We start from the raw sequence: 21,128 nt of genomic DNA on the forward strand, positions 1-21,128 counted from the left end.
GTCGCCCCGACCTCGGCGAGGGCGCTCTAGCGGCCGAACCAGCGCCTGGGCGGCCGCACCTCCAGAAGCCCCAGGCTGAGCCGGCCGTGTATCTCCACGCGGAGCACGGCCGGCGTCCCGGGCTCGCCGGCGGGCCGCACCTTGGTCTTGCCGTAGCCGATCACCAGCGCGTCGGCGTCCACGACGACACCGGGCCGGGTGATCAGCCGCAGGGTGCCGCCGCGCATGTCGAGGTCGATGCGGAGGGTGTCGTGGGTGATCACCGCGCCGGTGAAGTCGAGGGTCACGTCCCCCCAGGCGGACGTGACCTCCATCCGGCGCGGCACCGCCCAGCCGTCCGCCCGTACGGCCGATGCGCCCTGCTGCTCGATCCGCACGACGTCCTTGGCCGGTACGGCGGCGTCCGGCAGGTCGGCCGTCAGCGCGGCCAGCTCGCCCAGCGTGCGCGCGGAGAGCGCGGCCGTCACGCGCTCGTCCAGCTCCTCCGCCGTGATCCGGCCGTCGCCCGCGGCGCCCGTCAGGACGTCCACCGCCCGGTCCCGGTCCGCGTGCGAGGCACGCAGCCCGGTCGGCATCTCCGTGTGCAGCAGCTCGGCCGCCATACCCTCACCCCGATTCAGCAGGTCCCCGCAGGGGGTCGTCGTCACGCACTAACGCTATATCGCGTTATACCCAACGGCCAACCCCACGTCCACGGTTCCCGTGACATGGCCCTATCGTGACCGGCATGCAGTCCTACACGATCGGCCAGGCGGCACGGCTGCTCGGCGTGAGCCCGGACACCGCCCGCCGCTGGGCCGACGCGGGCCGGGTGGCGACCCATCGCGACGAGTCCGGGCGGCGGCTCATCGACGGCAGGGATCTCGCCGCGTTCTCGGTCGAACTGGCCAAGGCGGGCGGCGGCGAGGAGGACGCCTCCTACACCTCCGTCCGCAACGCCTTTCCCGGCATCGTCACGGCGATCAAGCTCGGTGACGTCGCCGCCCAGGTGGAGATCCAGGCGGGCCCGCACCGGCTGGTGTCGCTGCTGACCCGGGAAGCCGTCGAGGAACTGGGCCTGGAGGTCGGCATGGAGGCCACCGCGCGCGTGAAGTCCACCAACGTGCACATCGACCGCGTCTGACCGGTCACACGCCTGCCGTCACCGGCACAGCAGTGCCGCCCACAGGTCGAGCCGGTCCCGCAGCCGGGACAGGTCGCGCCCGGTGAGCCGCTCGATGCGCTCCACCCGGTAGTGCACCGTGTTGACGTGCAGATGCAGCGCCTGTGCGGTGCGCGCCCAGGAGCCGTCGCAGGTCAGGAAGGTCTCCAGCGTGCTCAGCAGGGCGGCGGTGGCGGGCCGGTCGGCCTCCAGCAACGGGCCGAGGACGCCATGGCTGAAGGCGCCACGCACGTCGGCCGGCACCCCCGTGAGCAGGGCGTCGAGGGTGGTGAGGGAGCCGGCGTCGGTCAGGCGGGAGGCGTCGGGCGCGGTGGTGCGGGCCGAGGTGAGGGCGTAGCGGGCCCGCGCCAGCGCGCCGCCCAGCCCCTCCGGTGCCGCCGCGGGCATGCCGATACCGGCGTGCAGCACGACACCGGGCACGCAGTCGGCGACCAGCGGCCACGCCTCGTCCGCCCAGCCGGCCGGCGCACCGCACAGCACCGCGAAGGCGCACCCGTCCGGCAGCCTCCCCACGGCGGCCGCCACGACGGGAGTCCCCGCGCCGGCATCCCCCTCGGCCGCACCGCCCTGGCCCCCCGTCCCGCCGACGGCACCGGCACCGGCACTTCGGGCATCCCCCGGCAGATGCCCGGCCAGCTCCCTCAACGCGCCCTCGGCGAGCGGTACTTCACCCTCCGGTGACCGCCGTGCCATCGCGTCCGCGACGATGACCTGGTACGGCCCCGAATCCGGCAGTCCGCACCGGCGCAGGGCCGCCTCCACCGTGCCGTCCTCCCGGCCGGCCGGCACGGCCAGCAGGGCGCCGAGTTCGTCCGCCGCGCGGGGTCCGGCCGACGGACGCCGGGTGCCGGCCTGCTGACAGTGCGCCAACACGGCGGCGACCTCGTGCAGCATGCGCGGCGGGGCCGCGTCGGGGCCGGGCAGGTACAGCAGCCAGCGCTCGTACGGCGACACCCCGCCGGCGTCGACCGAGGCGGTCAGCCCGGGCCCGTCCGCGAGGAGCGCGACCGCCTCCCGCGCCGGCACGGCGGGTGCGCCGGCCGTGGCCGCGACCGTCCGCCCGCTCGGGGTGAAGACGTACGCGGCGGTCCCGCCGAGCTGGGCGAAGGCCGCTGCGAGGACGGTGTCCGGCCCGGCCTCCTGCGCGAGCAGCCGGCTCAGCCGCACGCGCGCGTTCTCCGGCAGCGCGTGATGCCGGCTCAGCCCGGCCCACTGGCGCAGGTACACGGTGTCCGTGATCGCCCGGAACATGATGTGCGCCGGCACCCCGGCGACCGGCACCCGGTGGCGTGCGCACGCCTGGACCAGGTCGTCCGGCACGCTCCCATGGGTCTCCTCCCCCGCGAGCAGTGCGGCGGCGCCCGCGTCCTTCAGCGCCGAGACGAACCGCTCCGCCTTGCCGGTGCCGGCCTCCGGCGTCCACCAGACGAGTCCACTGAGCACCACCTCGCCCGGCCGCACGAACCGGGCCGGGTCCTCCAGGTCCGTGACGGTCACTCCGCTGACTTCGCGCCTCAGCAGCGCGTCCTCCGCCCACAGCAGGCGCAGACCGAGGGAGGCGTCCCCCAGGAGGTGTTCGACGTACATGTGCTGGCTCCTCGTACGGCCGCCGGGCGGTGAACGAAACCTCCCGGCATCTCGCATTCACCAGGCGAGTGCGAGATGAAGCATCGTAAATGCAAGCCTTGGGGAGTGGAATGCCTCTTGGTGGATCCTCCAGCCGCAGGGGCCTGGCCACCGGGGGTTTCCGTGCTCCGCACCAGTCGTCCGGGCCGGCCGCCGTTGGTTCACTTCCGGCCATGGGCCTGAACGCGGTGACCGGGGCGTACCTGTTCTCACCGCTCTTCGAGCAGTGCTGCCGTGCGTTCCTCGTTCACCGAAGTGCCGCTGCCGCGTGACCGGGTGCGGCGGGCGCCGGACCGGCATAGAGGTAGCCGCCGTCCACCCGGATCGCCGTGATCCCGCTGATGTGCCGGGCCCCGCACCGGTCCTGCGGAAGCACCAGCTGGGGCCCGGCCGTGTCCAGCGGGGTGTCGTCGATGCGCACGCCCAGCAGGACGGGCGCGTCCGCGAAGTCCGGGTCGATCTCGGCCCAGGACAGTATGGCGTGGTGGCCGTCGGTGCCGGTCACCGCGATGAGATAGCGCAGCCGGTCCTTGCGGCGCGCCGGGTCGAAGCCGGGCCCCGCGTCGGCGAGGACGTCGTACAGGCGCGGACCGGCGAACCGGTGGTGCTGGATGCCGCTGGTCGCGCACTCGAAGCTGACGTCCACCCGGTGCTGCGGCCAGCGGAGCAGGTCCGGCACGGTCAGCCGGGCGGGCCGGGCCAGATCACCGGTCACGGCGACTTCCACGAGCGTCATCGGCGACCACCTCCCGCAGGACCGTACCCGCCACAGAGCGCCGTACAAACGCACATGCAAGCTTCACGTCACAAGTTCGCAGCTCATGCGATGCGACAGGAGACTTACAGCTGGCAGATGCGGCAGTATCATCGCCGCACGGCCGGTGCCGCCGGCCGTGACAGGGCGCGACAGTCGTTCCACAGAACCTCGAGGAGTAGATCCGTGATGACCCGTTCCGTGCGCCGGACCCGGCGAATGCTGCAGCTGGCCGGTGCGGGAGCCGCCGCCCTGATGGCACTCAGCGCCTGCTCCTCGTCCTCGAACTCGTCCAGCACCAAGTCGGACACGTCGGACTCCGCCTCCCCGAAGCTGTCCGGCAACATCACCGTGTTCGCCGCCGCCTCCCTGAAGGAGAGCTTCACGACCCTGGGCAAGGAGTTCGAGCAGCAGCACCCGGGCACCAAGGTCAGCTTCAACTTCGGCGGCAGCGACACCCTCGCCGCGAGCATCACCGGCGGTGCCCCGGCGGACGTCTTCGCCGCCGCCAGCCCCAAGACCATGGCAATCGTGACGGTCAAGAAGGACGCGGCCGGCACTCCGGCCACCTTCGTCCGCAACCAGCTGGAGATCGCCACCCTGCCGGGCAACCCCGACAAGGTGTCCTCCCTGAAGGACCTCACCAAGTCCGGCCTGAAGGTCGTGCTGTGCGACAAGACCGTGCCGTGCGGCGCCGCCGCGCAGAAGGCCCTGGACGCCGGCAGCATCAAGCTGACCCCGGTCTCCTACGAGCAGGACGTCAAGTCCGCCCTGAACAAGGTGGAGCTGAAGGAGGCCGACGCCGCGGTCGTCTACAGGACCGATGTGAAGTCCGCGGGTGGCAAGGTGGAGGGCGTGGAGTTCCCCGAGTCCGCCAAGGCGATCAACGCCTACCCGATCGTCCTGCTGAAGAACGCGCCGAACGCCGCTGCCGCCCAGGCGTTCATCGCTCTGGTGCGGTCCGCCGAGGGCCAGAAGGTGCTGAGCGGTGCGGGGTTCCTCAAGCCGTGACCTCGCTCGACAAGCCCGGCGCAGCGACCGGCCCCCGCACGGGCCGGCCGCTGCGCCGCCGCGTCGGCACGGGGGGCCGGCGCGGGGTGCCGTTGCCGCTGCTGCTGCCGGGCCTGCTGGCAATGGCGTTCCTGTTGCTGCCGCTGGTCGCGCTGCTCATCCGCGCGCCCTGGCGCAGCCTGCCGGAGCAGCTGTCCAGCACCGAGGTGTGGCAGGCGCTCCAGCTGTCGCTGGTCAGCGCCACGGCGGCGACGGCGGTGAGCCTGGTGCTGGGCGTACCGCTGGCCTGGCTGCTGGCCCGTACGGAGTTCCCCGGCCGGGGCCTCGTACGGGCCCTGGTGACACTGCCGCTGGTGCTGCCGCCGGTGGTCGGCGGTGTGGCGCTGCTGCTGGCCCTCGGCCGCAACGGCGTGATCGGCAAGGGGCTGGACGCCTGGTTCGGGATCACGCTGCCGTTCACCACCGCCGGGGTCGTGATCGCGGAGGCGTTCGTCGCGATGCCGTTCCTGGTCATCAGCGTCGAGGGCACCCTGCGCGCGGCCGACCCGCGGTTCGAAGAGGCGGCGACCACGCTGGGCGCGTCCCGCTTCACCGCGTTCCGCCGGGTCACCCTGCCGCTGATCGCGCCCGGCATCGCGGCGGGCGCGGTCCTTGCGTGGGCGCGTGCGCTCGGCGAGTTCGGCGCGACGATCACCTTCGCGGGCAACTTCCCCGGCCGCACCCAGACCATGCCCCTCGCGGTCTACCTGGCCCTGCAGAACGACCCCGACGCCGCGATCTGCCTCAGCCTGGTCCTGCTGACGGTGTCGATCGCGGTGCTGGCGGGGTTGCGGGACCGTTGGGTGACGGCATCATGACGAACACCCGCCCCACCCACGGACAACCCACGGCCGCCGACGGCGCCCAGGCCCCGCAGGGGCCACCCGCACCCGACGACGAAAGCCGCACGAATGGTGCGGGTGGGAACCCAGAGCCGGTCGAAGGCCGGCACCCCACCACGCACCCGCACACGCCCCCGAACACGGACGGCCTGGACGCCCACCTCGTCATCGACCGCACCGCATTCCGCCTGGACATAACCCTCACCGCCGCCCCCGGAGAGGTCCTCGCCCTCCTCGGCCCCAACGGCGCCGGCAAGACCACCGCACTGCGCGCGCTCGCCGGCCTCACCCCTCTCTCCGACGGCCACCTGCGCCTCGACGGTGCCGCCCTGGAGCACACTCCCCCGGAGTCCCGCCCGGTCGGCGTGGTCTTCCAGGACTACCTGCTCTTCCCCCACCTCTCCGCCCTGGACAACGTCGCCTTCGGCCCCCGCTGCCAGGGTGCGTCCAAGGCGGAGGCCCGTGCCCGGGCCGCCGCGTGGCTGGACCGCATGGGCCTCGCCGCCCACGCGGGAGCCAAGCCGCGCCGCCTGTCCGGCGGGCAGGCCCAGCGCGTGGCCCTCGCCCGCGCCCTGGCCACCCGCCCGAGGCTGCTCCTCCTCGACGAGCCGCTGGCCGCCCTGGACGCCCGTACCCGCCTGGAGGTCCGCGCCCAACTGCGCCGCCACCTGGCCGAGTTCGAGGCGGTCGCCGTCCTGGTCACGCACGATCCGCTGGATGCCATGGTGCTCGCGGACCGGCTGGTCGTCATCGAGCACGGCCGGGTCGTCCAGGAGGGCGGCCCCGCCGACATCGCCCGTCATCCGCGCACCGACTACATCGCCCAGCTCGTCGGCCTCAACCTCTACCGCGGCCAGGCGGACGGACACACGGTACGACTCGACGCGGGCCCGGCGATCACGACCACCGAGGCGCTGTCCGGTCCGGCCTTCGTGGCCTTTCCCCCGTCGGCCGTCACCCTGTTCCGGGACCGCCCCACCGGCGCCAGCGCCCGTAACCACTGGCGCTGCGAGGTGGCCGCGCTCGAGACACACGGCGACCAGATCCGCGCCGACCTCACCGGCGAGCTCCCCCTCGCCGCCGACCTCACCACGGTCGCCGCGGCCGAACTCGATCTGCATCCGGGCGCTGCCGTCTGGGCGACGGTCAAAGCGGCGCAGACACACGCATACCCAGCCTGAGCGGGTGGGCGTTCTACCGTGAGTGCCCATGACCCTGAGCATCCGCAACCAGCTCCCCGGCACCGTCACCGAGGTCCACCCGGGCGAGGCCATGGCCACCGTCAAGCTCCGTCTGGACGGCGGCCAGCACCTCATGGCGGCCATCACCAAGGAGTCCGCCGAGGACCTCTCCCTCACCCCCGGCTCGACCGTCCGCGCTCTTGTCAAGTCGACCGAGGTCTCCCTGGCCACCCATCGGGTCGAGGGCCTGTCGATCCGCAACCAGCTTCAGGGCACCATCGTCGGCCTCACCACCGGCGCCGTCATGGCCTCCGTGAAGATCTCCGTCGACGACGGCGAACTGACCGCGGCGATCACCAAGGAGGCGGTCACCGACCTCGGCCTCTTCGTGGGCTCCGACGTGGTCGCCCTGATCAAGGCGACCGAGGTGTCCCTGGCGACGGCATGACACGCCGAGGGCCCCGCCCGGAGACCGAACGGGGCCCTGCGGCACGACCTGCTCAGTCCTCGTACGCGTCCAGCGGCGGGCAGGAGCACACCAGATTGCGGTCACCGAAGGCCTGGTCGATACGGCGTACCGGCGGCCAGTACTTGTCGGCGGCCGAGACACCGGCGGGGAAGACGGCCTCCTCGCGGCTGTAGGCGTGCTTCCACTCACCGCCGAGCGCGGCGGCGGTGTGCGGGGCGTTGCGCAGCGGGTTGTCCTCCGCCGGCCACTCGCCGGCGCCTGCCTTCTCGATCTCCGCGCGGATGGCGATCATCGCGTCGCAGAACCGGTCCAGCTCGGTGAGGTCCTCCGACTCGGTCGGCTCGATCATCAGCGTGCCGGCCACCGGGAAGGACATGGTCGGCGCGTGGAAGCCGTAGTCGATCAGGCGCTTGGCCACGTCGTCCACGCTGACGCCGGTGGCCTTGGTCAGCGGGCGCAGGTCGATGATGCACTCGTGCGCGACCAGGTTGCCGGGGCCGGTGTAGAGCACCGGGTAGTGCGGCTCCAGGCGCTTGGCGACGTAGTTCGCCGAGAGCACGGCCACCTGCGTGGCCCGCTTGAGGCCCTCGCCGCCCATGAGGCGGACATACGCCCAGGAGATGGGCAGGATGCCCGCCGAGCCCCAGGGAGCGGCCGAGATCGGGCCGACGCCCGTCTCCGGGCCCGCGGCCGGCTGCATCGGGTGGTTCGGCAGGTACGGCGCCAGGTGCGAGCGGACCGCGACCGGGCCGACGCCGGGGCCACCGCCGCCGTGCGGGATGCAGAAGGTCTTGTGCAGGTTCAGGTGCGAGACGTCACCGCCGAAGTGGCCCGGCTTGGCCAGGCCGACCAGGGCGTTCAGGTTCGCGCCGTCGACGTACACCTGGCCGCCGGCCTCGTGCACCTGGGCGCAGATGTCGGCGACGTGCTCCTCGAACACGCCGTGCGTGGACGGGTACGTGATCATCAGCACCGCCAGCTCTTCGCGGTACTGCTCGATCTTGGCGCGCAGGTCGGCGACGTCGATCTCGCCGTCCTCGGCGGTCTTGACGACGACGACCTTCATGCCCGCCATCACGGCGCTGGCCGCGTTGGTGCCGTGCGCGGAGGACGGGATCAGGCAGACGGTGCGCTGCTCGTCGCCGTTGGCGCGGTGGTAGCCGCGGACGGCGAGCAGACCGGCCAGCTCGCCCTGGGAGCCGGCGTTCGGCTGCAGGGAGACCTTGTCGTAGCCGGTGACCTCGGCGAGACGTTCCTCCAGCTCACGGATGAGCGTGAGGTAGCCCTCGGCCTGCTCCGCGGGCACGAAGGGGTGCAGCTGACCGAACTCCGGCCAGGTGACCGGCTCCATCTCGGTGGTCGCGTTGAGCTTCATGGTGCAGGAGCCCAGCGGGATCATGCCGCGGTCGAGCGCGTAGTCACGGTCGGCCAGCCTGCGCAGGTAGCGCAGCATCGCGGTCTCGGAGCGGTACTGGTGGAAGACCGGGTGGGTGAGGTACGCGTCGGTGCGCAGCAGCGCCTCGGGGAGGGTGTCCTCGGCGGTCGCGTCCAGCGCCTCGATGTCGCCCTTGACGCCGAAGGCGGACCAGACGGCCTCCAGCTGGGCCCGCTTGGTGGTCTCGTCGCAGGCGATCGAGACGTGGTCGGCGTCGGCGAGGTGGAGGTTGACGCCGTTCTCCCGGGCGGCGGCGGCGACCTCGGCGGCCTTGCCGGGCACGCGCGCGGTGAGGGTGTCGAAGTAGGCGCCGTGGACGATCTCGACGCCGCCGGCCTTCAGGCCCTCGGCGAGGATCGTGGCGTACCGGTGCGTCCGCCGGGCGATGGCCTTGAGCCCCTCCGGCCCGTGGTAGACGGCGTACATGCCGGCCATCACGGCGAGCAGCACCTGCGCGGTGCAGATGTTGCTGGTCGCCTTCTCCCGGCGGATGTGCTGCTCACGGGTCTGCAGCGCGAGCCGGTAGGCCTTGTTGCCGTCCGCGTCGACGGAGACGCCCACGAGCCGGCCCGGCAGGCTGCGGGCGAACTTCTCGTGCACCGCCATGTAGCCGGCGTGCGGGCCGCCGAAGCCCATCGGCACACCGAAGCGCTGGGTCGTGCCGACGGCGATGTCGGCGCCCAGTTCGCCCGGCGAGGTCAGCAGGGTCAGGGCGAGCAGGTCGGCGGCGACGGTGACGAGCGCGCCGAGTTCATGTGCCTGGTCGATGACCGGCTTGATGTCGCGTACGGCACCGGAGGCGCCCGGGTACTGGAGCAGCACGCCGTTGATCTCACGCGCGGCCATGTCGGCCGGGATGCCGTCGCTGAGGTCGGCGACGACGACCTCGACACCGGTCGGCTCGGCGCGGGTCTGGATGACGGCGATGGTCTGCGGCAGCGCGTCCGCGTCGATCAGGAACAGGCCCTTCTTGTTCCTGCCCATGCGCCGGGACAGCGCCATGGCCTCGGCGGCCGCGGTGCCCTCGTCCAGCAGGGAGGCGCCGGAGGTGGGCAGCCCGGTGAGCTCGGCGACCACGGTCTGGAAGTTCAGCAGGGCCTCGAGACGCCCCTGGGAGATCTCCGGCTGGTACGGCGTGTAGGCCGTGTACCAGGCCGGGTTCTCCATGACGTTGCGCAGGATGACCGGCGGGGTGAAGGTGCCGTAGTACCCGAGCCCGATCATGGAGTCGAGGACCTGGTTGCGGTCGGCGAGCGAGCGCAGCTCGGCGAGCACCTCCGCCTCGGTGCGGGCGCCCGGCAGGTCGAGGGCGTCGGCGTTCTTGATCACATCCGGGACCGCCGCGGCGGTCAGCTCGTCGAGGGAGCCGTAGCCGACCTGCGCGAGCATCTTGGCCCGCGCCTCCTGGTCGGGCCCGATGTGGCGCTGCTCGAACGGGATGCCCGCTTCGAGCTCCGAGAGCGGAATACGATGGGCGGTCATTGCGGAGGCCTCCTGGTCTGACGCGACCTTCGAAGGGCACCACGGCGCGGGTGCCCCGACGGCCTCCCCCTCTGTCATCTCAACCTGAGAGCTTCACCGGACGCCCTGTGGGACGCCGGCTTTCACCGTCGGTGAGAGCGGAAGCCGTCGACATCCGCCCTGCTTTCCAGAGTGACCTCGTCCGTGCGGTACGTGAGCCTGAGAGATTCCGGGGAGGATTTGCTCCTTCGGCGCCTCCGAGGTGGTCGGAGGACTCTCCCGCACGGGGTCAGCAGCCGCTGTCAGCCTACCAGCGGGGTCAACGGCCGGGTCCTCGAGTGGCCACCTCCCTGAATGTGCTCTTTCGTAGTGCTTACGGATGTATTGCGACCACGTGGAGGGAGAGGGACCGTGCAGACCGACATCGATCCGCGCAACCTGATCGGCCGCAAGGCGTTCGACCGCACCGGCACCAAGATCGGGACCATCGACGAGGTGTACCTCGACGACGCGACCGGCGTGCCCGAGTGGGCGGCCATACGCACCGGCCTGTTCTCCCGCGACGCCTTCGTCCCTCTCGAACCGAGCGAACTGATCGAAGGCTCCCTCCATGTCCCCTTCGACCGCGCCCTGATCAAGGACGCCCCGGACTTCGGCGTGGGCCGCCATCTGTCCCCCGAACAGGAACTCCAGCTCTACCACCACTACGGCCTGGACGTGGTCTCACGCCCCTCGGCCCCGGACCACGACTTCGGCAAGCTGGCGGGGTCGGAGGAAACCTGATCGGAGCCTTCCGCGACCAACGGCAACGGATCGGCGGGCTCCAGCGCGCAATCACCGACGAAGAACGTCCGCACCCTCCCCGGAGGGGACTGCGGCGTCTCGAACCGCACGGTGACCCGACCCAGCCCACTCCCCTGCACCCACCCGTGCCCGTACTCCGCATGCCTTACGTCCTGTCCGGCGCGCCAGTGTCTTTCGACGGGCTCCGGCCCCTCCACGGCAACCTCGGGCCCGGCCTCCTCCGGCGTCTCCGCCGCCGGCGAGGGCATCGCCTGCGCGAACAGGTCCTCCTGGGTGTAGTCGGCGAGCCCGGAGACACCCACGCCCAGCAGCCGTACCCCACCCGTGGTGTCCACGGAGTCCAGCAACCGCGCGGCCGCCTCCCGCACGACCGCCGGATCGTCCGTGGGCCCTCTGAGCGTCTCGGAGCGGGTCAGGGTCGAGAAGTCGTACCTGCGCACCTTCAGCACGATCGTCCGCCCCGACAGCCCGGCCCCGCGCAGCCGTCCCACACACCGGTCGGCGAGCCGCTGCACCTCCAGGCCGATCCGCAGCCGGTCGTGGATGTCCACGTCGTAGGTGTCCTCGACCGACACCGACTTCGCCTCACGCTCGGCCACCACGGGCCGCTCGTCATGGGCCAGGGCCATGGCGTGGAGCGCGTGCCCGTGCGCCTTGCCGAGCAGCCGGACCAGCTCGTCCTCGCCCGCTTCTGCCAGCTCCTCGACCGTCGTGATCCCGGCCCGGCGCAGATGGTCCCCCGTGGCCGGCCCCACCCCCGGCAGGGTCCGCACCGGCATCGGCCCCAGCAGCGCCCGCTCGGACCCCGGCTCGATGAGCACCAGGCCGTCCGGCTTGGCCTGCTCCGAGGCGATCTTGGCGAGCATCTTGGAGGCGGCGAGCCCCACCGATCCCGTCAGCCCGGTGACCGCCCGTATGTCCGCGCGCAGCCGGGTCCCGGCCAGCCGGGCCGATTCCTCGTCCCAGGCCGTCCCGCCGGCCTCCAGGTCCACGAAGGCCTCGTCCAGGCTGAGCGGCTCCACCAGCGGCGACAGCTCCCGCAGCAGCGCCATCACCTGCTCGCTGATCGCCCGGTACACGGTGAAGCGCGGCACCAGATACGCGGCGTTGGGTGCCAGCCGGCGCGCCTGGGCCATGGGCATCGCCGAGTGCACCCCGAAGACCCGTGCCTCGTACGACGCGGTGGCCACCACCCCGCGCGGTCCGAGCCCGCCCACGACGACCGCCTTCCCGCGCAGGCTCGGCTTGGATGCCTGCTCCACCGAGGCGTAGAAGGCATCCATGTCGAGATGCAGGATCGTGGGCGCGTTTCTCACATCTCCGATGCTGCACCACGGCACTGACAATGCCCCGCCGTGGAGGGGGCCGGTGTCAGACCGCCCGGTTGCGGCGCCGCGCCAGCTCGTCCGCGGGGTTGTGGCCGACGAGGGTCTCGCCCGTGTCGATGCGTTCGCCGTGCAGCTGCGAGAGCGCGCTTTCCACGTCCCGCCACACCACGCCGACGGCGATCCCGAAGATGCCCTGACCGCCCTGGAGCAGGGCGTGGACCTCGTCCGGCGAGGTGCACTCGTAGACCGTGGCGCCGTCGCTCATCAGGGTCAACCGCTCCAGGTCACGGAAACCGCGTTCCCGGAGGTGCTGCACGGCCGTGCGGATGTTCTGCAGCGAGACCCCGGTGTCCAGGAACCGCTTGACGATCTTCAGGACGACGACGTCACGAAAGCTGTACAGCCGCTGCGTGCCCGACCCGTACGCGGGCCGCACACTCGGCTCGACCAGCCCCGTGCGTGCCCAGTAGTCCAGTTGCCGGTAGGTGATGCCGGCCGCTGCGCAGGCCGTCGGCCCGCGATAACCGATCTGTTCCGATGCCATGGACGCCGCCCCTCCGCCGTTCGGCACCACCGTCGGCCGCTGCGGAGCGTGATCGACCGCGCTGCTCGGTTGGGGGTACCCCCTCTTCGAACGCAGCTGAGAGCTCGGGGGAGGGTACGGACCGCTCCCCCCGAACCCTTGTCCGGGGGCACCCCCAGCCGTACCGTCGCCGCTGGTTCTCACGCCGACCTCCGTCCTTGACCTGCCTTCACGACGGTAGGCAGTCACCAGGGGTGCGTCAACGATCGCCACACTCGGCACGCCGAGTGATAATCACCCTAGGAGTGGTTTCCCGTGCCCCACCGCGGGGAAAGGCTAGCCGAATGCTTTCGGGGGAGGCCGTAGGACGCTCTCATTGGCCGGTGGCACATGCCCGCGCACGGGGCTGCGAAGCTCACCGGCCGTTCGCCTTCACTGGCTGCTGGTGCCGAAGTCCTCGGGCGAGATCTGGTCGAGGAACTCGCGGAACTTCTCCACCTCGTCCTCCTGCTCGTCCGGAATGGCGATGCCGGCGTCGTCCAGCACCGCGTCACTGCCGTAGATCGGCGTTCCGGTGCGCAGGGCCAGCGCTATGGCATCGGAGGGACGGGCGCTGACCTCGACGCCGCTGGCGAAGACCAGCTCCGCGTAGAAGACACCTTCCCGCAGATCGGTGATGCGTACCTCGGTCAGCTCCTGGCCGACGGCCTCCAGCACGTCCTTGAACAGGTCGTGCGTCAGCGGCCTGGCGGGGGCCATGCCCTGCTGGGCGAAGGCGATGGCCGTCGCCTCCCCCGGCCCGATCCAGATGGGGAGGTAACGGTCGCCTCCCACTTCGCGCAGGAGCACGATCGGTTGGTTGGAGGGCATTTCGACCCGGACACCTACGACATCGAGCTCGTTCACACAGCAACCCTAGGCCGTGCCCGGGACGTTTGGGTAGTCGGGCCGGGAACAGGTGCCCGATCCGGCCGCCCGCGGCCCCCGGCGTTCACGGCAGCCGCACCCCGAGAGCGGTCTTCACCAGTGCCGCGTGCAGCTTGACGGTGAGCGCGGCCAGCTCCTTCGTACGGGCCTCGGCATGGGCCCTGGTCTGCGGGTTGCGGTGGCGTTTGAGCGGGGCCACCACCTGGTCGATCAGTCCGGCCTCGCGGTCGGCGGCCGCCTTCATCACCCGAAGGTGGCGCGGCTCGATCCCGAACCGGCCCAGTTCGGCGACGAGCGAGGCCACGGTGACCGCCTCCGCGTCGTACGCCCCGTCCTCCAGGGGAGCGATGAGCCCGTACGACTCCCACTCCTTCAGGTCACCCTCGTCGACCTCCGCGGCCGCCATCAGCTCGGCCCTGCCGACCCGGGCCACCGTGGGCGCCGCGACCGGCCCCGGAAGATCCTCGGCGGTGCGCTGACGGCCCACGACGGGCAGCTGGACCGTCTCGCCCCGCTCCATGGCGTCCAGGTGCTCGCGGATCACCTTGAGCGGGAGATAGTGGTCCCGCTGCATCCTCAGCACATGCGCCAGGCGCTCGACATCCCCGGCGCTGAACTTGCGGTACCCCGAAGGGGTCCGCTGCGGCTCGATGAGCCCCTCCGACTCCAGGAAACGGATCTTGGAGATGGTGACTTCGGGGAATTCGTCGCGCAGCTCGTTCAGCACCGTGCCGATGCTCATCAGCCCACTGTCCCTGGCGGCGGTACCGCTTCCGGCACCGCCGCTCGGTGTTTGAAGCATGGACCTTCCCTGGGAGTCCCCCCGGACACCGGTCCGGGGGCGGGTCAGATGGCCTGCCGGCTCGCGTAGAACACCAGCCGGTACTTGCCGATCTGCACCTCGTCACCGTTCGACAGGGCGACCTGGTCGATCCGTTCGCGGTTGACGTACGTGCCGTTCAGGCTGCCCACGTCGGCCACGGTGAACGAACCGTCCGGGGAGCGCCGGAACTCCACATGCCGGCGCGAGACCGTGACGTCGTCCAGGAAGATGTCGCTCTGCGGGTGACGGCCGGCCGTGGTCAGGTCGCTGTCCAGCAGGAAGCGGCTGCCCGAGTTCGGCCCCCGGCGCACCACCAGCAGCGCGGAGCCCGCCGGCAGTGCGTCCACCGCGGCCTGCGCCTCGGGCGACAGCATCGGCATCTGCGTCTGGCCGGTGACCTCGGCGTCGTAGGCCTCGAGACCGGAGATCGAGATCGTGGACGTCGTCTCGGCGGCACGCTCCGGGGTCACTCCGGGGCGCAGCGGCGCGCCACAGTTGGAACAGAAGCGGGCGTTCTCCGCGTTGCGGTTACCGCACCTCGTACACACCAGGACCGACATGGACGGATCCTCCTGCGGCTGCCCCGCCGGGGCGTTGGACGCGTACGGACCGGGGGCGAACCCTCCACCCGCACCTGAGGTTGACGGTTGGCCGAAACCTATGCCGCCGGACTGGGCAGGGTCAACCGACGCCCCGCCCTGACCTCCGGAAATGTCACCGCCCGGACCAGCGACCTGGTCCCTGAACAGCGGGCGCTGACCCTCCGCGTCAGGCTGTGCGCGGTGACGAGCGGTCGCGTTGTCGCTGCCCTCTCGCGCGCTCTTGCGGAACAACTTCGCAAACAACTTCACGGGCGATTCCCCTTGACCGAAACAGACCCGCCCGTGGGGCAGGACGAACCCTGATTGCCTACACCGGCCGAGCCGGACTTTCTCACAACGTCCGTATCCACCAGACAGTTTCCACCACGCACCACCCCTTCGGTGCGCCGACCCCCCGCAACCTCATGCCCCTGCCTGACGTCCCCCATGCACCGCCGGTTCACTGGGAGGACGACCGAGCGTAGTCAGGCCGCTTCGCCTGCCGCAAGGCGTCCACGACGATCTTGTCCGACTGCTGGACCGACACCGTGGCCTGCTCCTTCTCCAGTGTCTGCACCACGCCTCCGGGGATGTTCAGCGCCGGCTCCAGGTCCTGCGGCTTGCCGATGACCTGGAAACGATAGGGGGCGTTGATCTTGTTCCCGTCGACGCCGACGCCGTTGCCGGAGTCCGTGAAATAGGTGCCCGCGACCACACGGACCCCGTTCACCTGGATCGCCTCCGCACCGGCCGCGCGCAGCTCCTGGATCGCGTCGAGCAGCATGTCCGCCTTGACCGTCCCCTTCGTGTCCTCGATCGTCATCGTGATGCCGGGGCCCTGCGCCGCCACGGTGCCCGCCAGAATGCCGAGTTGCTTCTCCTTCTCGGCCGTCTGCTTGCGGGCCTCCGCCGCCTGGTCGGAGCTGCTCTGCAGTTCCTGGCGCTGCTTGTCGAGTCCCTGCTTCTCGTCCTCAAGACGCTGAGTACGCGAATCCAGTTCATCGAGGATGCGAACAAGATCCTCCTGGCGTGCGCCGCGCAGCGCGCTGTTGCTGTCACTGTTGGACGCCACCTGCACCGCCAGGCCGAAGCCGAGGCCGAACAGCAGCAGGGCGACGATGAGTTGGGCCCGGGTCACCCGCGGCGGCCACAGCCCCTTCACCAGCCGCTCCCGGCCGGTCAGCGACGCCTCCGCCCGCTGCTCCTGCTGCTCCGGCGCCTGCTCCGGTGCCCGCGCGGGCACCTCCTCGGGCAGTTCCTTGCGCAGCCTGTTCTCCGGCTGCTCCGGCTTGCCCGACTGCTCCGGCTGGCCCGGCCGCTCCGGCTGCTCGTTCCGCTCGTTCTGCTCGCTCATCGATGTCACGCCCGGAACACGTGCCGCCGGATCGCCGCGGCGTTGGAGAAGATCCGGATGCCGAGGACGACCACGACACCCGTGGACAGCTGCGCGCCCACGCCCAACTTGTCGCCCAGGAACACGATCAGTGCGGCGACGACCACGTTCGACAGGAACGAGACCACGAAGACCTTGTCGTCGAAGATCCCGTCGAGCATGGCCCGCAGACCGCCGAACACGGCGTCCAGCGCCGCGACGACGGCGATCGGCAGATAAGGCTCGACGACCGCCGGAACCTCGGGCCGGACCAACAGGCCGGCCACGACTCCCACGACGAGGCCCAGTACGGCGATCACGATGTGCCCTTCTCAGTCTTCTCGGTGCTCGGCTGTGCTGTGCGTACGATCACACTCGGTGCGGCGGGCAACCGCAGGTCGCCCGCCGTGGAGATGGTGGTGCGGATGCCGAAGTTCTGCTCCAGGGCGTGCAGATACAGGCCGTCCTCACTGTTGCGGAAATCGGTGTTCAACCGATCCCCGTCCCCCACCGCCAGCACCGTGTACGGCGGCACCAGCGGCCTGTTGTCGACCAGTATCGCGTCCCCCGCGGCCCTGATCGCGGACAGGGCGGTCAGCCGCTGCCCGTTGATGGAGATGGCCTCGGCGCCGGACTCCCACAGCCCGTTCACCACGCGCTGCATGTCCCGGTCGCGCACCCGGCCGGTGTCGGAGAACCCGGAGGTCTCCCGCGGGTTGGTGCCGTCACCGCCGGTGCTGGCCTCCTTGGCGTCGTTCACGACCAGCTCGACGCCCGGGCCATGGACCGCCGTGGCCCCCGACAGCACGTCCACCAGGTCGGCCTGTGCGCTGCCGCCGCTCGACCTCAGCGCCGCCCGCTGGCGCGCGCTGACGTCGTCCCGGAGCTTGTCGACCGCGCCCTCCAGCTTGTCCGCGTTGGCGGTCTCGCTGTCGATGCGGTCGATCAGCTCCTGCCGCTCCTTGGCGACGACGGGCGCCGCCGCCTGCGTCTGTGCCGCCCCGACGGTCACGACCAGCGCCGCGAGGACGAGGCCGGCCGCGAGGCCGAGCTTCGCCCGGAGGGTCCTGGGCAGGCCGCCCTCGCCCTGGGACTTCCTGCGGGCGGCGGCCTCGGCGTACCCGTCGTCGAGGCTGTGGTCCATGACGTTGGTGATCAACGACATGGAGGCGTCCGGACGCTGCGGCCGCGTGGGGCTGCTCCGAACGGGGGGTTGCTGCGGCATGCCGCACATCGTCGCATGTCGCGAGGAGTACCTCCGAATGGCCCCACCGGCGTGCCGGACAGGCCCCCTCGGGGGACACCTGTCCGGCACGCGCGTGTGCGTGGGTTTTGCCGTCGGGCGGTCTGTGTTCCGGTCTCTCTCCCCTTACCGCCCGGCGCTGTCCACGACGGCCGACCACTCGTCCAGCAGGGCCTGCGCCGAGGCGTCGTCCGGCCCCTCGGCCCACAGATGGGTGACGGCCTCGGCCGGGTCGGGCAGTACCATCACCCAGCGCCCGTCCGTCTCCACGACCCGCACACCGTCCGTCGTGTCGACAAAGCGATCCCCTGCAGCCTCGACCACCCGCCGCATGACCAGCCCTTTCACGGCCCACGGCGTGGCCAGGTCCCGCTTGAGGACGTGCGCCCGCGGGATCCGCGCGTCGATCTGGCTCAGCGTGAGCTGGGTGCGCGCCACCAGCCCGATCAGCCGTACGAAGGCCGCCGTGCCGTCGTAGACGCTGCTGAACTCGGGCACGATGAAGCCGCCCTTGCCGTCACCGCCGAAGATCGTGCCCTCCTCGCCGCCGACGCGCGTGAGGTCGTCGGGCGAGGTGGTGGTCCACTCGACCTGGGTGCCGTGGTAGGCGGCCACCTGCTCGGCGATCCGGGTCGTGGTCACCGGCAGCGCCACCCGGCCGCTGCGCCGCTCCGCGGCCACCAGGTCCAGCATCACGAGCAGCGCCCGGTCGTCCTCGATGATCCGGCCCTTCTCGTCCACGAGCGACAGCCGCTCACCGACGGGGTCGAACCGGACACCGAACGCGGCCCCCGAGGACGCCACTATCTCGCCCAGCCGCACCAGGCCCTTACGCCGCATCTCGGCCGTCTCCGTGGGGCGGGACTCGTCCAGACCGGGGTTGATGGTCAGGGAGTCCACGCCGAGCTTGCCGAGCAGGCTGGGCAGCACCAGCCCGGCGCTGCCGTTGGAGGCGTCGACGACGACCTTCAGGCCGGACTCGGCGATCCCGTTCGTGTCGACGTTCCGGAGCAGCGATCCGGTGTACGAGTCGAAGACGCTCGCCGGGAAGTACAGGTCGCCGATCTCACCGGGGAACGCCCGCCGGTACTCCTGCCGCGCGAACACCCGGTCCAGCTTGCGCTGGCTGCCCTGCGACAGGTCGGCGCCGTTGCCGTCGAAGAACATGATGTCGACCGAGTCCGGCACGCCCGGGGAGGTCCGGATCATGATGCCGCCGGCACTGCCGCGCGCGGTCTGCTGCCGGGCCACGGGCAGCGGTACGTTCTCCAGGTCACGTACGTCGATGGCGCTGGCCTGCAAGGCGGAGATGACCGCCCGCTTGAGCGCACGGGCGCCCCGCGAGTGGTCGCGGGCCGTCGTGACCGTGGAGCCCTTCTTGAGGGTCGTGGCGTAGGCGCCGGCCAGCCGCACGGCGAGTTCCGGCGTGATCTCCACGTTCAGGATGCCGGACACACCGCGGGCGCCGAACAGATGAGCCTGCCCCCTCGACTCCCAGATGACGGACGTGTTGACGAAGGCGCCGGCCTCGATGGTCTTGAACGGGTAGACCCGGACGTTGCCCTGAACGATCGATTCCTCACCGATCAGGCACTCGTCACCGATGACCGCGCCGTCCTCGATCCGCGCGGCGCGCATGATGTCGGTGTTCTTGCCGACGACGCAGCCGCGCAGATTGCTGTGCTGTCCGACGTACACGTTGTCGTGCACGACGGCCTTGTGCAGAAAGGCGCCGCTCTTGACGACGACGTTCGAGCCGACGACCGTGTGCTCCCGGATCTCCGCGCCGGCCTCGACCTTCGCGTAGTCGCCGATGTACAGCGGCCCGCGCAGTACGGCATCGGGGTGCACCTCGGCACCCTCCGCCACCCATACACCGGCAGAGATCTCGAAGCCGTCGATGTCGACGTTGACCTTGCCCTCGAGAACGTCGGCCTGGGCCTTCACATAGCTCTCGTGGGTGCCGACGTCCTCCCAGTAGCCCTCGGCCACAAAGCCGTAGATCGGCTTGCCTTCCTTCATCAGCTGCGGGAAGACGTCACCGGACCAGTCGACCGGAACATCGGGTTCCACGTAGTTGAAGACCTCGGGCTCCATGACATAGATGCCCGTGTTGACCGTGTCGGAGAAGACCTGCCCCCAGGTCGGCTTCTCCAGGAAACGCTCGACCTTCCCTTCCTCGTCGACGATGGTGATGCCGAACTCCAGCGGATTGGGCACCCTGGTCAGACAGACCGTGACCAGCGCGCCCTTCTCCTTGTGGAAATTGATCAGCTCCGTGAGGTCGAAGTCGGTCAGGGCATCGCCGGAGATGACGAGGAAAGCATCGTCCTTCAACGCCTCTTCGGCGTTCTTGACGCTTCCGGCGGTACCGAGTGGCTTCTCCTCATTGGCATAAGTGAGCTCCATTCCGAGCTCTTCGCCGTCGCCGAAGTAGTTCTTGACGAGCGATGCCAGGAACTGGACGGTGACAACGGTCTCGGTGAGCCCGTGCCTTTTGAGCAGCCGGAGCACGTGCTCCATGATCGGGCGGTTGGCCACGGGCAGGAGCGGCTTGGGCATGCTAGAGGTCATGGGGCGCAGGCGGGTGCCTTCGCCCCCGGCCATCACGACGGCCTTCATGTCGGAAGCGTCCTCCTCCAAGAGACGACGGTCTAGCCGACTTCACCCGTCCAGATTGTCCCGCACTTTTCCACCGCGGGCCATCGTGGCGTAACGTCCGGACAATCGCCGAGCTCAATCGGCCATGGCGTCCGCACGAACCAAACGGCGGACCTGTACCACGTAGAGCACTCCTGCCCACCAGTAGAGCGTTGTACCCCACCCGGCGAACGCCCATCCGAAAACAGCGGCGAGTGACGCGATCCAACCGTGTCCGTCGCTGAGGAGCAGGAGCGGGAAGGCGTACATCAGGTTGAACGTGGCGGCTTTCCCGAGGAAGTTCACCTGCGGCGGTGGATAGCCGTGCCGGCGAAGGATACCCACCATCACCAGGAGCATCAGCTCCCTCGCGAGCAGGAGGGCGGTCAGCCACAGCGGCAGGATCTCCCGCCAGGTGAGACCGACCAGCGTGGAAAGAACATAGAGCCGGTCGGCAGCGGGATCAAGAAGCCGGCCGAGACTGCTGATCTGATTCCAGCGCCGTGCGAGCTTGCCGTCGAGATAGTCACTGATCCCGCTGAAGGCCAGCACGAGGAGAGCCCAGCCGTCGCTCTTGGGACCCCCGAACTCGGGCCTGAGGATCAGCCACAGGAAGAGGGGTACGCCGACGAGCCGTGCCATGCTGAGGATGTTGGGGATGGTGAGGACCCGGTCCGTCTGGACACGGGTCTCCTGGACCTCCACCCGGGGGCCTCCTGTGCGAAACGAGCCAACGATGCCCCCCGACCCTACCTCAACGTAAAAAAGCTCCGGCCCCTGGGCAGTGCCCAAGAGCCGGAGCTGTAAAAGGAGTTCGGCGGTGTCCTACTCTCCCACAGGGTCCCCCCTGCAGTACCATCGGCGCTGTGAGGCTTAGCTTCCGGGTTCGGAATGTAACCGGGCGTTT

At 70.6% G+C, this 21,128-nt stretch carries 20 protein-coding genes, 1 rRNA gene and 1 riboswitch; of the genes, 6 read left to right on the plus strand and 15 right to left on the minus strand.

The window, feature by feature from the left end; all coding sequences use genetic code 11:
- Positions 1-26: 26 nt before the first annotated feature.
- A complete protein-coding gene (locus ACWDEN_RS45605) occupies positions 27-602 on the minus strand; it encodes a DUF1707 SHOCT-like domain-containing protein (protein WP_450863958.1) in 576 nt (191 codons plus the stop codon).
- A gap of 125 nt (positions 603-727) precedes the next feature.
- On the opposite strand from ACWDEN_RS45605, the gene ACWDEN_RS45610 reads away from it, so the two are divergent.
- Positions 728-1,123: a TOBE domain-containing protein gene (locus tag ACWDEN_RS45610; RefSeq protein ID WP_031174036.1), complete on the plus strand. Its 396-nt coding sequence runs from the start codon at positions 728-730 to the stop codon at positions 1,121-1,123.
- Positions 1,124-1,141: 18 nt separating this feature from the next.
- Here the strand turns inward: ACWDEN_RS45610 and ACWDEN_RS45615 are convergent, their stop codons facing one another.
- Both ACWDEN_RS45615 and ACWDEN_RS45620 read right to left on the minus strand, forming a co-directional pair.
- Positions 1,142-2,749 (minus strand): helix-turn-helix domain-containing protein, encoded by a 1,608-nt coding sequence (locus ACWDEN_RS45615; RefSeq protein WP_450863940.1) that lies wholly within the window; start codon positions 2,747-2,749, stop codon positions 1,142-1,144.
- Between the two features lie 286 nt (positions 2,750-3,035).
- Positions 3,036-3,524 (minus strand): molybdopterin-dependent oxidoreductase, encoded by a 489-nt coding sequence (locus ACWDEN_RS45620; protein ID WP_450863942.1) that lies wholly within the window; start codon positions 3,522-3,524, stop codon positions 3,036-3,038.
- A gap of 207 nt (positions 3,525-3,731) precedes the next feature.
- On the opposite strand from ACWDEN_RS45620, the gene modA reads away from it, so the two are divergent.
- From modA to ACWDEN_RS45640, 4 genes are read left to right on the plus strand one after another with little or no spacing between them, the layout of a single operon-like run.
- Positions 3,732-4,553: a molybdate ABC transporter substrate-binding protein gene (gene modA / locus ACWDEN_RS45625; RefSeq protein WP_351616265.1), complete on the plus strand. Its 822-nt coding sequence runs from the start codon at positions 3,732-3,734 to the stop codon at positions 4,551-4,553.
- Positions 4,550-5,410 carry a molybdate ABC transporter permease subunit gene (gene modB, locus ACWDEN_RS45630; RefSeq protein ID WP_450863945.1) on the plus strand — a complete coding sequence of 287 codons (861 nt, stop codon included), beginning with the start codon at positions 4,550-4,552 and terminating at the stop codon, positions 5,408-5,410. The genes modA and modB overlap by 4 nt, the downstream gene beginning before the upstream one ends.
- Complete coding sequence (locus ACWDEN_RS45635; RefSeq protein WP_450863947.1) at positions 5,407-6,615, plus strand: ABC transporter ATP-binding protein; 1,209 nt, start codon at positions 5,407-5,409, stop codon at positions 6,613-6,615. The genes modB and ACWDEN_RS45635 overlap by 4 nt, the downstream gene beginning before the upstream one ends.
- 28 nt (positions 6,616-6,643) lie before the next feature.
- On the plus strand, positions 6,644-7,063 hold the full coding sequence (locus ACWDEN_RS45640) for a TOBE domain-containing protein (protein ID WP_450863949.1): 420 nt from the start codon (positions 6,644-6,646) through the stop codon (positions 7,061-7,063).
- A gap of 52 nt (positions 7,064-7,115) precedes the next feature.
- Here ACWDEN_RS45640 and gcvP read toward each other — a convergent pair whose 3' ends face one another.
- A complete protein-coding gene (gene gcvP / locus ACWDEN_RS45645; RefSeq protein ID WP_450863951.1) occupies positions 7,116-10,001 on the minus strand; it encodes an aminomethyl-transferring glycine dehydrogenase in 2,886 nt (961 codons plus the stop codon).
- Between the two features lie 176 nt (positions 10,002-10,177).
- Positions 10,178-10,272: riboswitch (glycine riboswitch) on the minus strand.
- Between the two features lie 119 nt (positions 10,273-10,391).
- On the opposite strand from gcvP, the gene ACWDEN_RS45650 reads away from it, so the two are divergent.
- Complete coding sequence (locus ACWDEN_RS45650; protein WP_351616279.1) at positions 10,392-10,763, plus strand: PRC-barrel domain-containing protein; 372 nt, start codon at positions 10,392-10,394, stop codon at positions 10,761-10,763.
- On the opposite strand, the gene ACWDEN_RS45655 is transcribed toward ACWDEN_RS45650, so the two are convergent.
- The 11 genes from ACWDEN_RS45655 to rrf all read right to left on the minus strand — a co-directional run.
- Positions 10,685-12,100 carry a DNA polymerase IV gene (locus ACWDEN_RS45655; RefSeq protein ID WP_351616281.1) on the minus strand — a complete coding sequence of 472 codons (1,416 nt, stop codon included), beginning with the start codon at positions 12,098-12,100 and terminating at the stop codon, positions 10,685-10,687. The genes ACWDEN_RS45650 and ACWDEN_RS45655 overlap by 79 nt on opposite strands.
- 55 nt (positions 12,101-12,155) lie before the next feature.
- Positions 12,156-12,839, minus strand: a complete 684-nt coding sequence (locus ACWDEN_RS45660; RefSeq protein ID WP_351616284.1) for a MerR family transcriptional regulator — start codon at positions 12,837-12,839, stop codon at positions 12,156-12,158.
- A 228-nt stretch (positions 12,840-13,067) separates the two neighbouring features.
- On the minus strand, positions 13,068-13,541 hold the full coding sequence (locus ACWDEN_RS45665) for a bifunctional nuclease family protein (protein WP_053666762.1): 474 nt from the start codon (positions 13,539-13,541) through the stop codon (positions 13,068-13,070).
- An 85-nt stretch (positions 13,542-13,626) separates the two neighbouring features.
- Positions 13,627-14,364 carry a transcriptional regulator FtsR gene (ftsR, locus tag ACWDEN_RS45670; protein WP_450863953.1) on the minus strand — a complete coding sequence of 246 codons (738 nt, stop codon included), beginning with the start codon at positions 14,362-14,364 and terminating at the stop codon, positions 13,627-13,629.
- A gap of 44 nt (positions 14,365-14,408) precedes the next feature.
- On the minus strand, positions 14,409-15,236 hold the full coding sequence (locus tag ACWDEN_RS45675) for an FHA domain-containing protein (RefSeq protein ID WP_351616289.1): 828 nt from the start codon (positions 15,234-15,236) through the stop codon (positions 14,409-14,411).
- 190 nt (positions 15,237-15,426) lie between these two features.
- Positions 15,427-16,320, minus strand: a complete 894-nt coding sequence (locus ACWDEN_RS45680) for a DUF881 domain-containing protein (protein WP_351616292.1) — start codon at positions 16,318-16,320, stop codon at positions 15,427-15,429.
- A 5-nt stretch (positions 16,321-16,325) separates the two neighbouring features.
- On the minus strand, positions 16,326-16,658 hold the full coding sequence (locus tag ACWDEN_RS45685) for a small basic family protein (protein ID WP_003988855.1): 333 nt from the start codon (positions 16,656-16,658) through the stop codon (positions 16,326-16,328).
- Positions 16,655-17,503 carry a DUF881 domain-containing protein gene (locus ACWDEN_RS45690; RefSeq protein WP_450863955.1) on the minus strand — a complete coding sequence of 283 codons (849 nt, stop codon included), beginning with the start codon at positions 17,501-17,503 and terminating at the stop codon, positions 16,655-16,657. The genes ACWDEN_RS45685 and ACWDEN_RS45690 overlap by 4 nt, the downstream gene beginning before the upstream one ends.
- Positions 17,504-17,707: 204 nt before the next feature.
- On the minus strand, positions 17,708-20,203 hold the full coding sequence (locus tag ACWDEN_RS45695; RefSeq protein WP_351616297.1) for a mannose-1-phosphate guanyltransferase: 2,496 nt from the start codon (positions 20,201-20,203) through the stop codon (positions 17,708-17,710).
- 114 nt (positions 20,204-20,317) lie between these two features.
- Entirely contained in the window at positions 20,318-20,926 is a 609-nt protein-coding gene (locus ACWDEN_RS45700; protein ID WP_076086671.1) for a CDP-alcohol phosphatidyltransferase family protein, read from the minus strand.
- 107 nt (positions 20,927-21,033) lie between these two features.
- A 5S ribosomal RNA gene (gene rrf / locus ACWDEN_RS45705) occupies positions 21,034-21,128 on the minus strand; the annotation flags it as partial.

This window comes from Streptomyces sp. NPDC001153 (assembly GCF_053598315.1).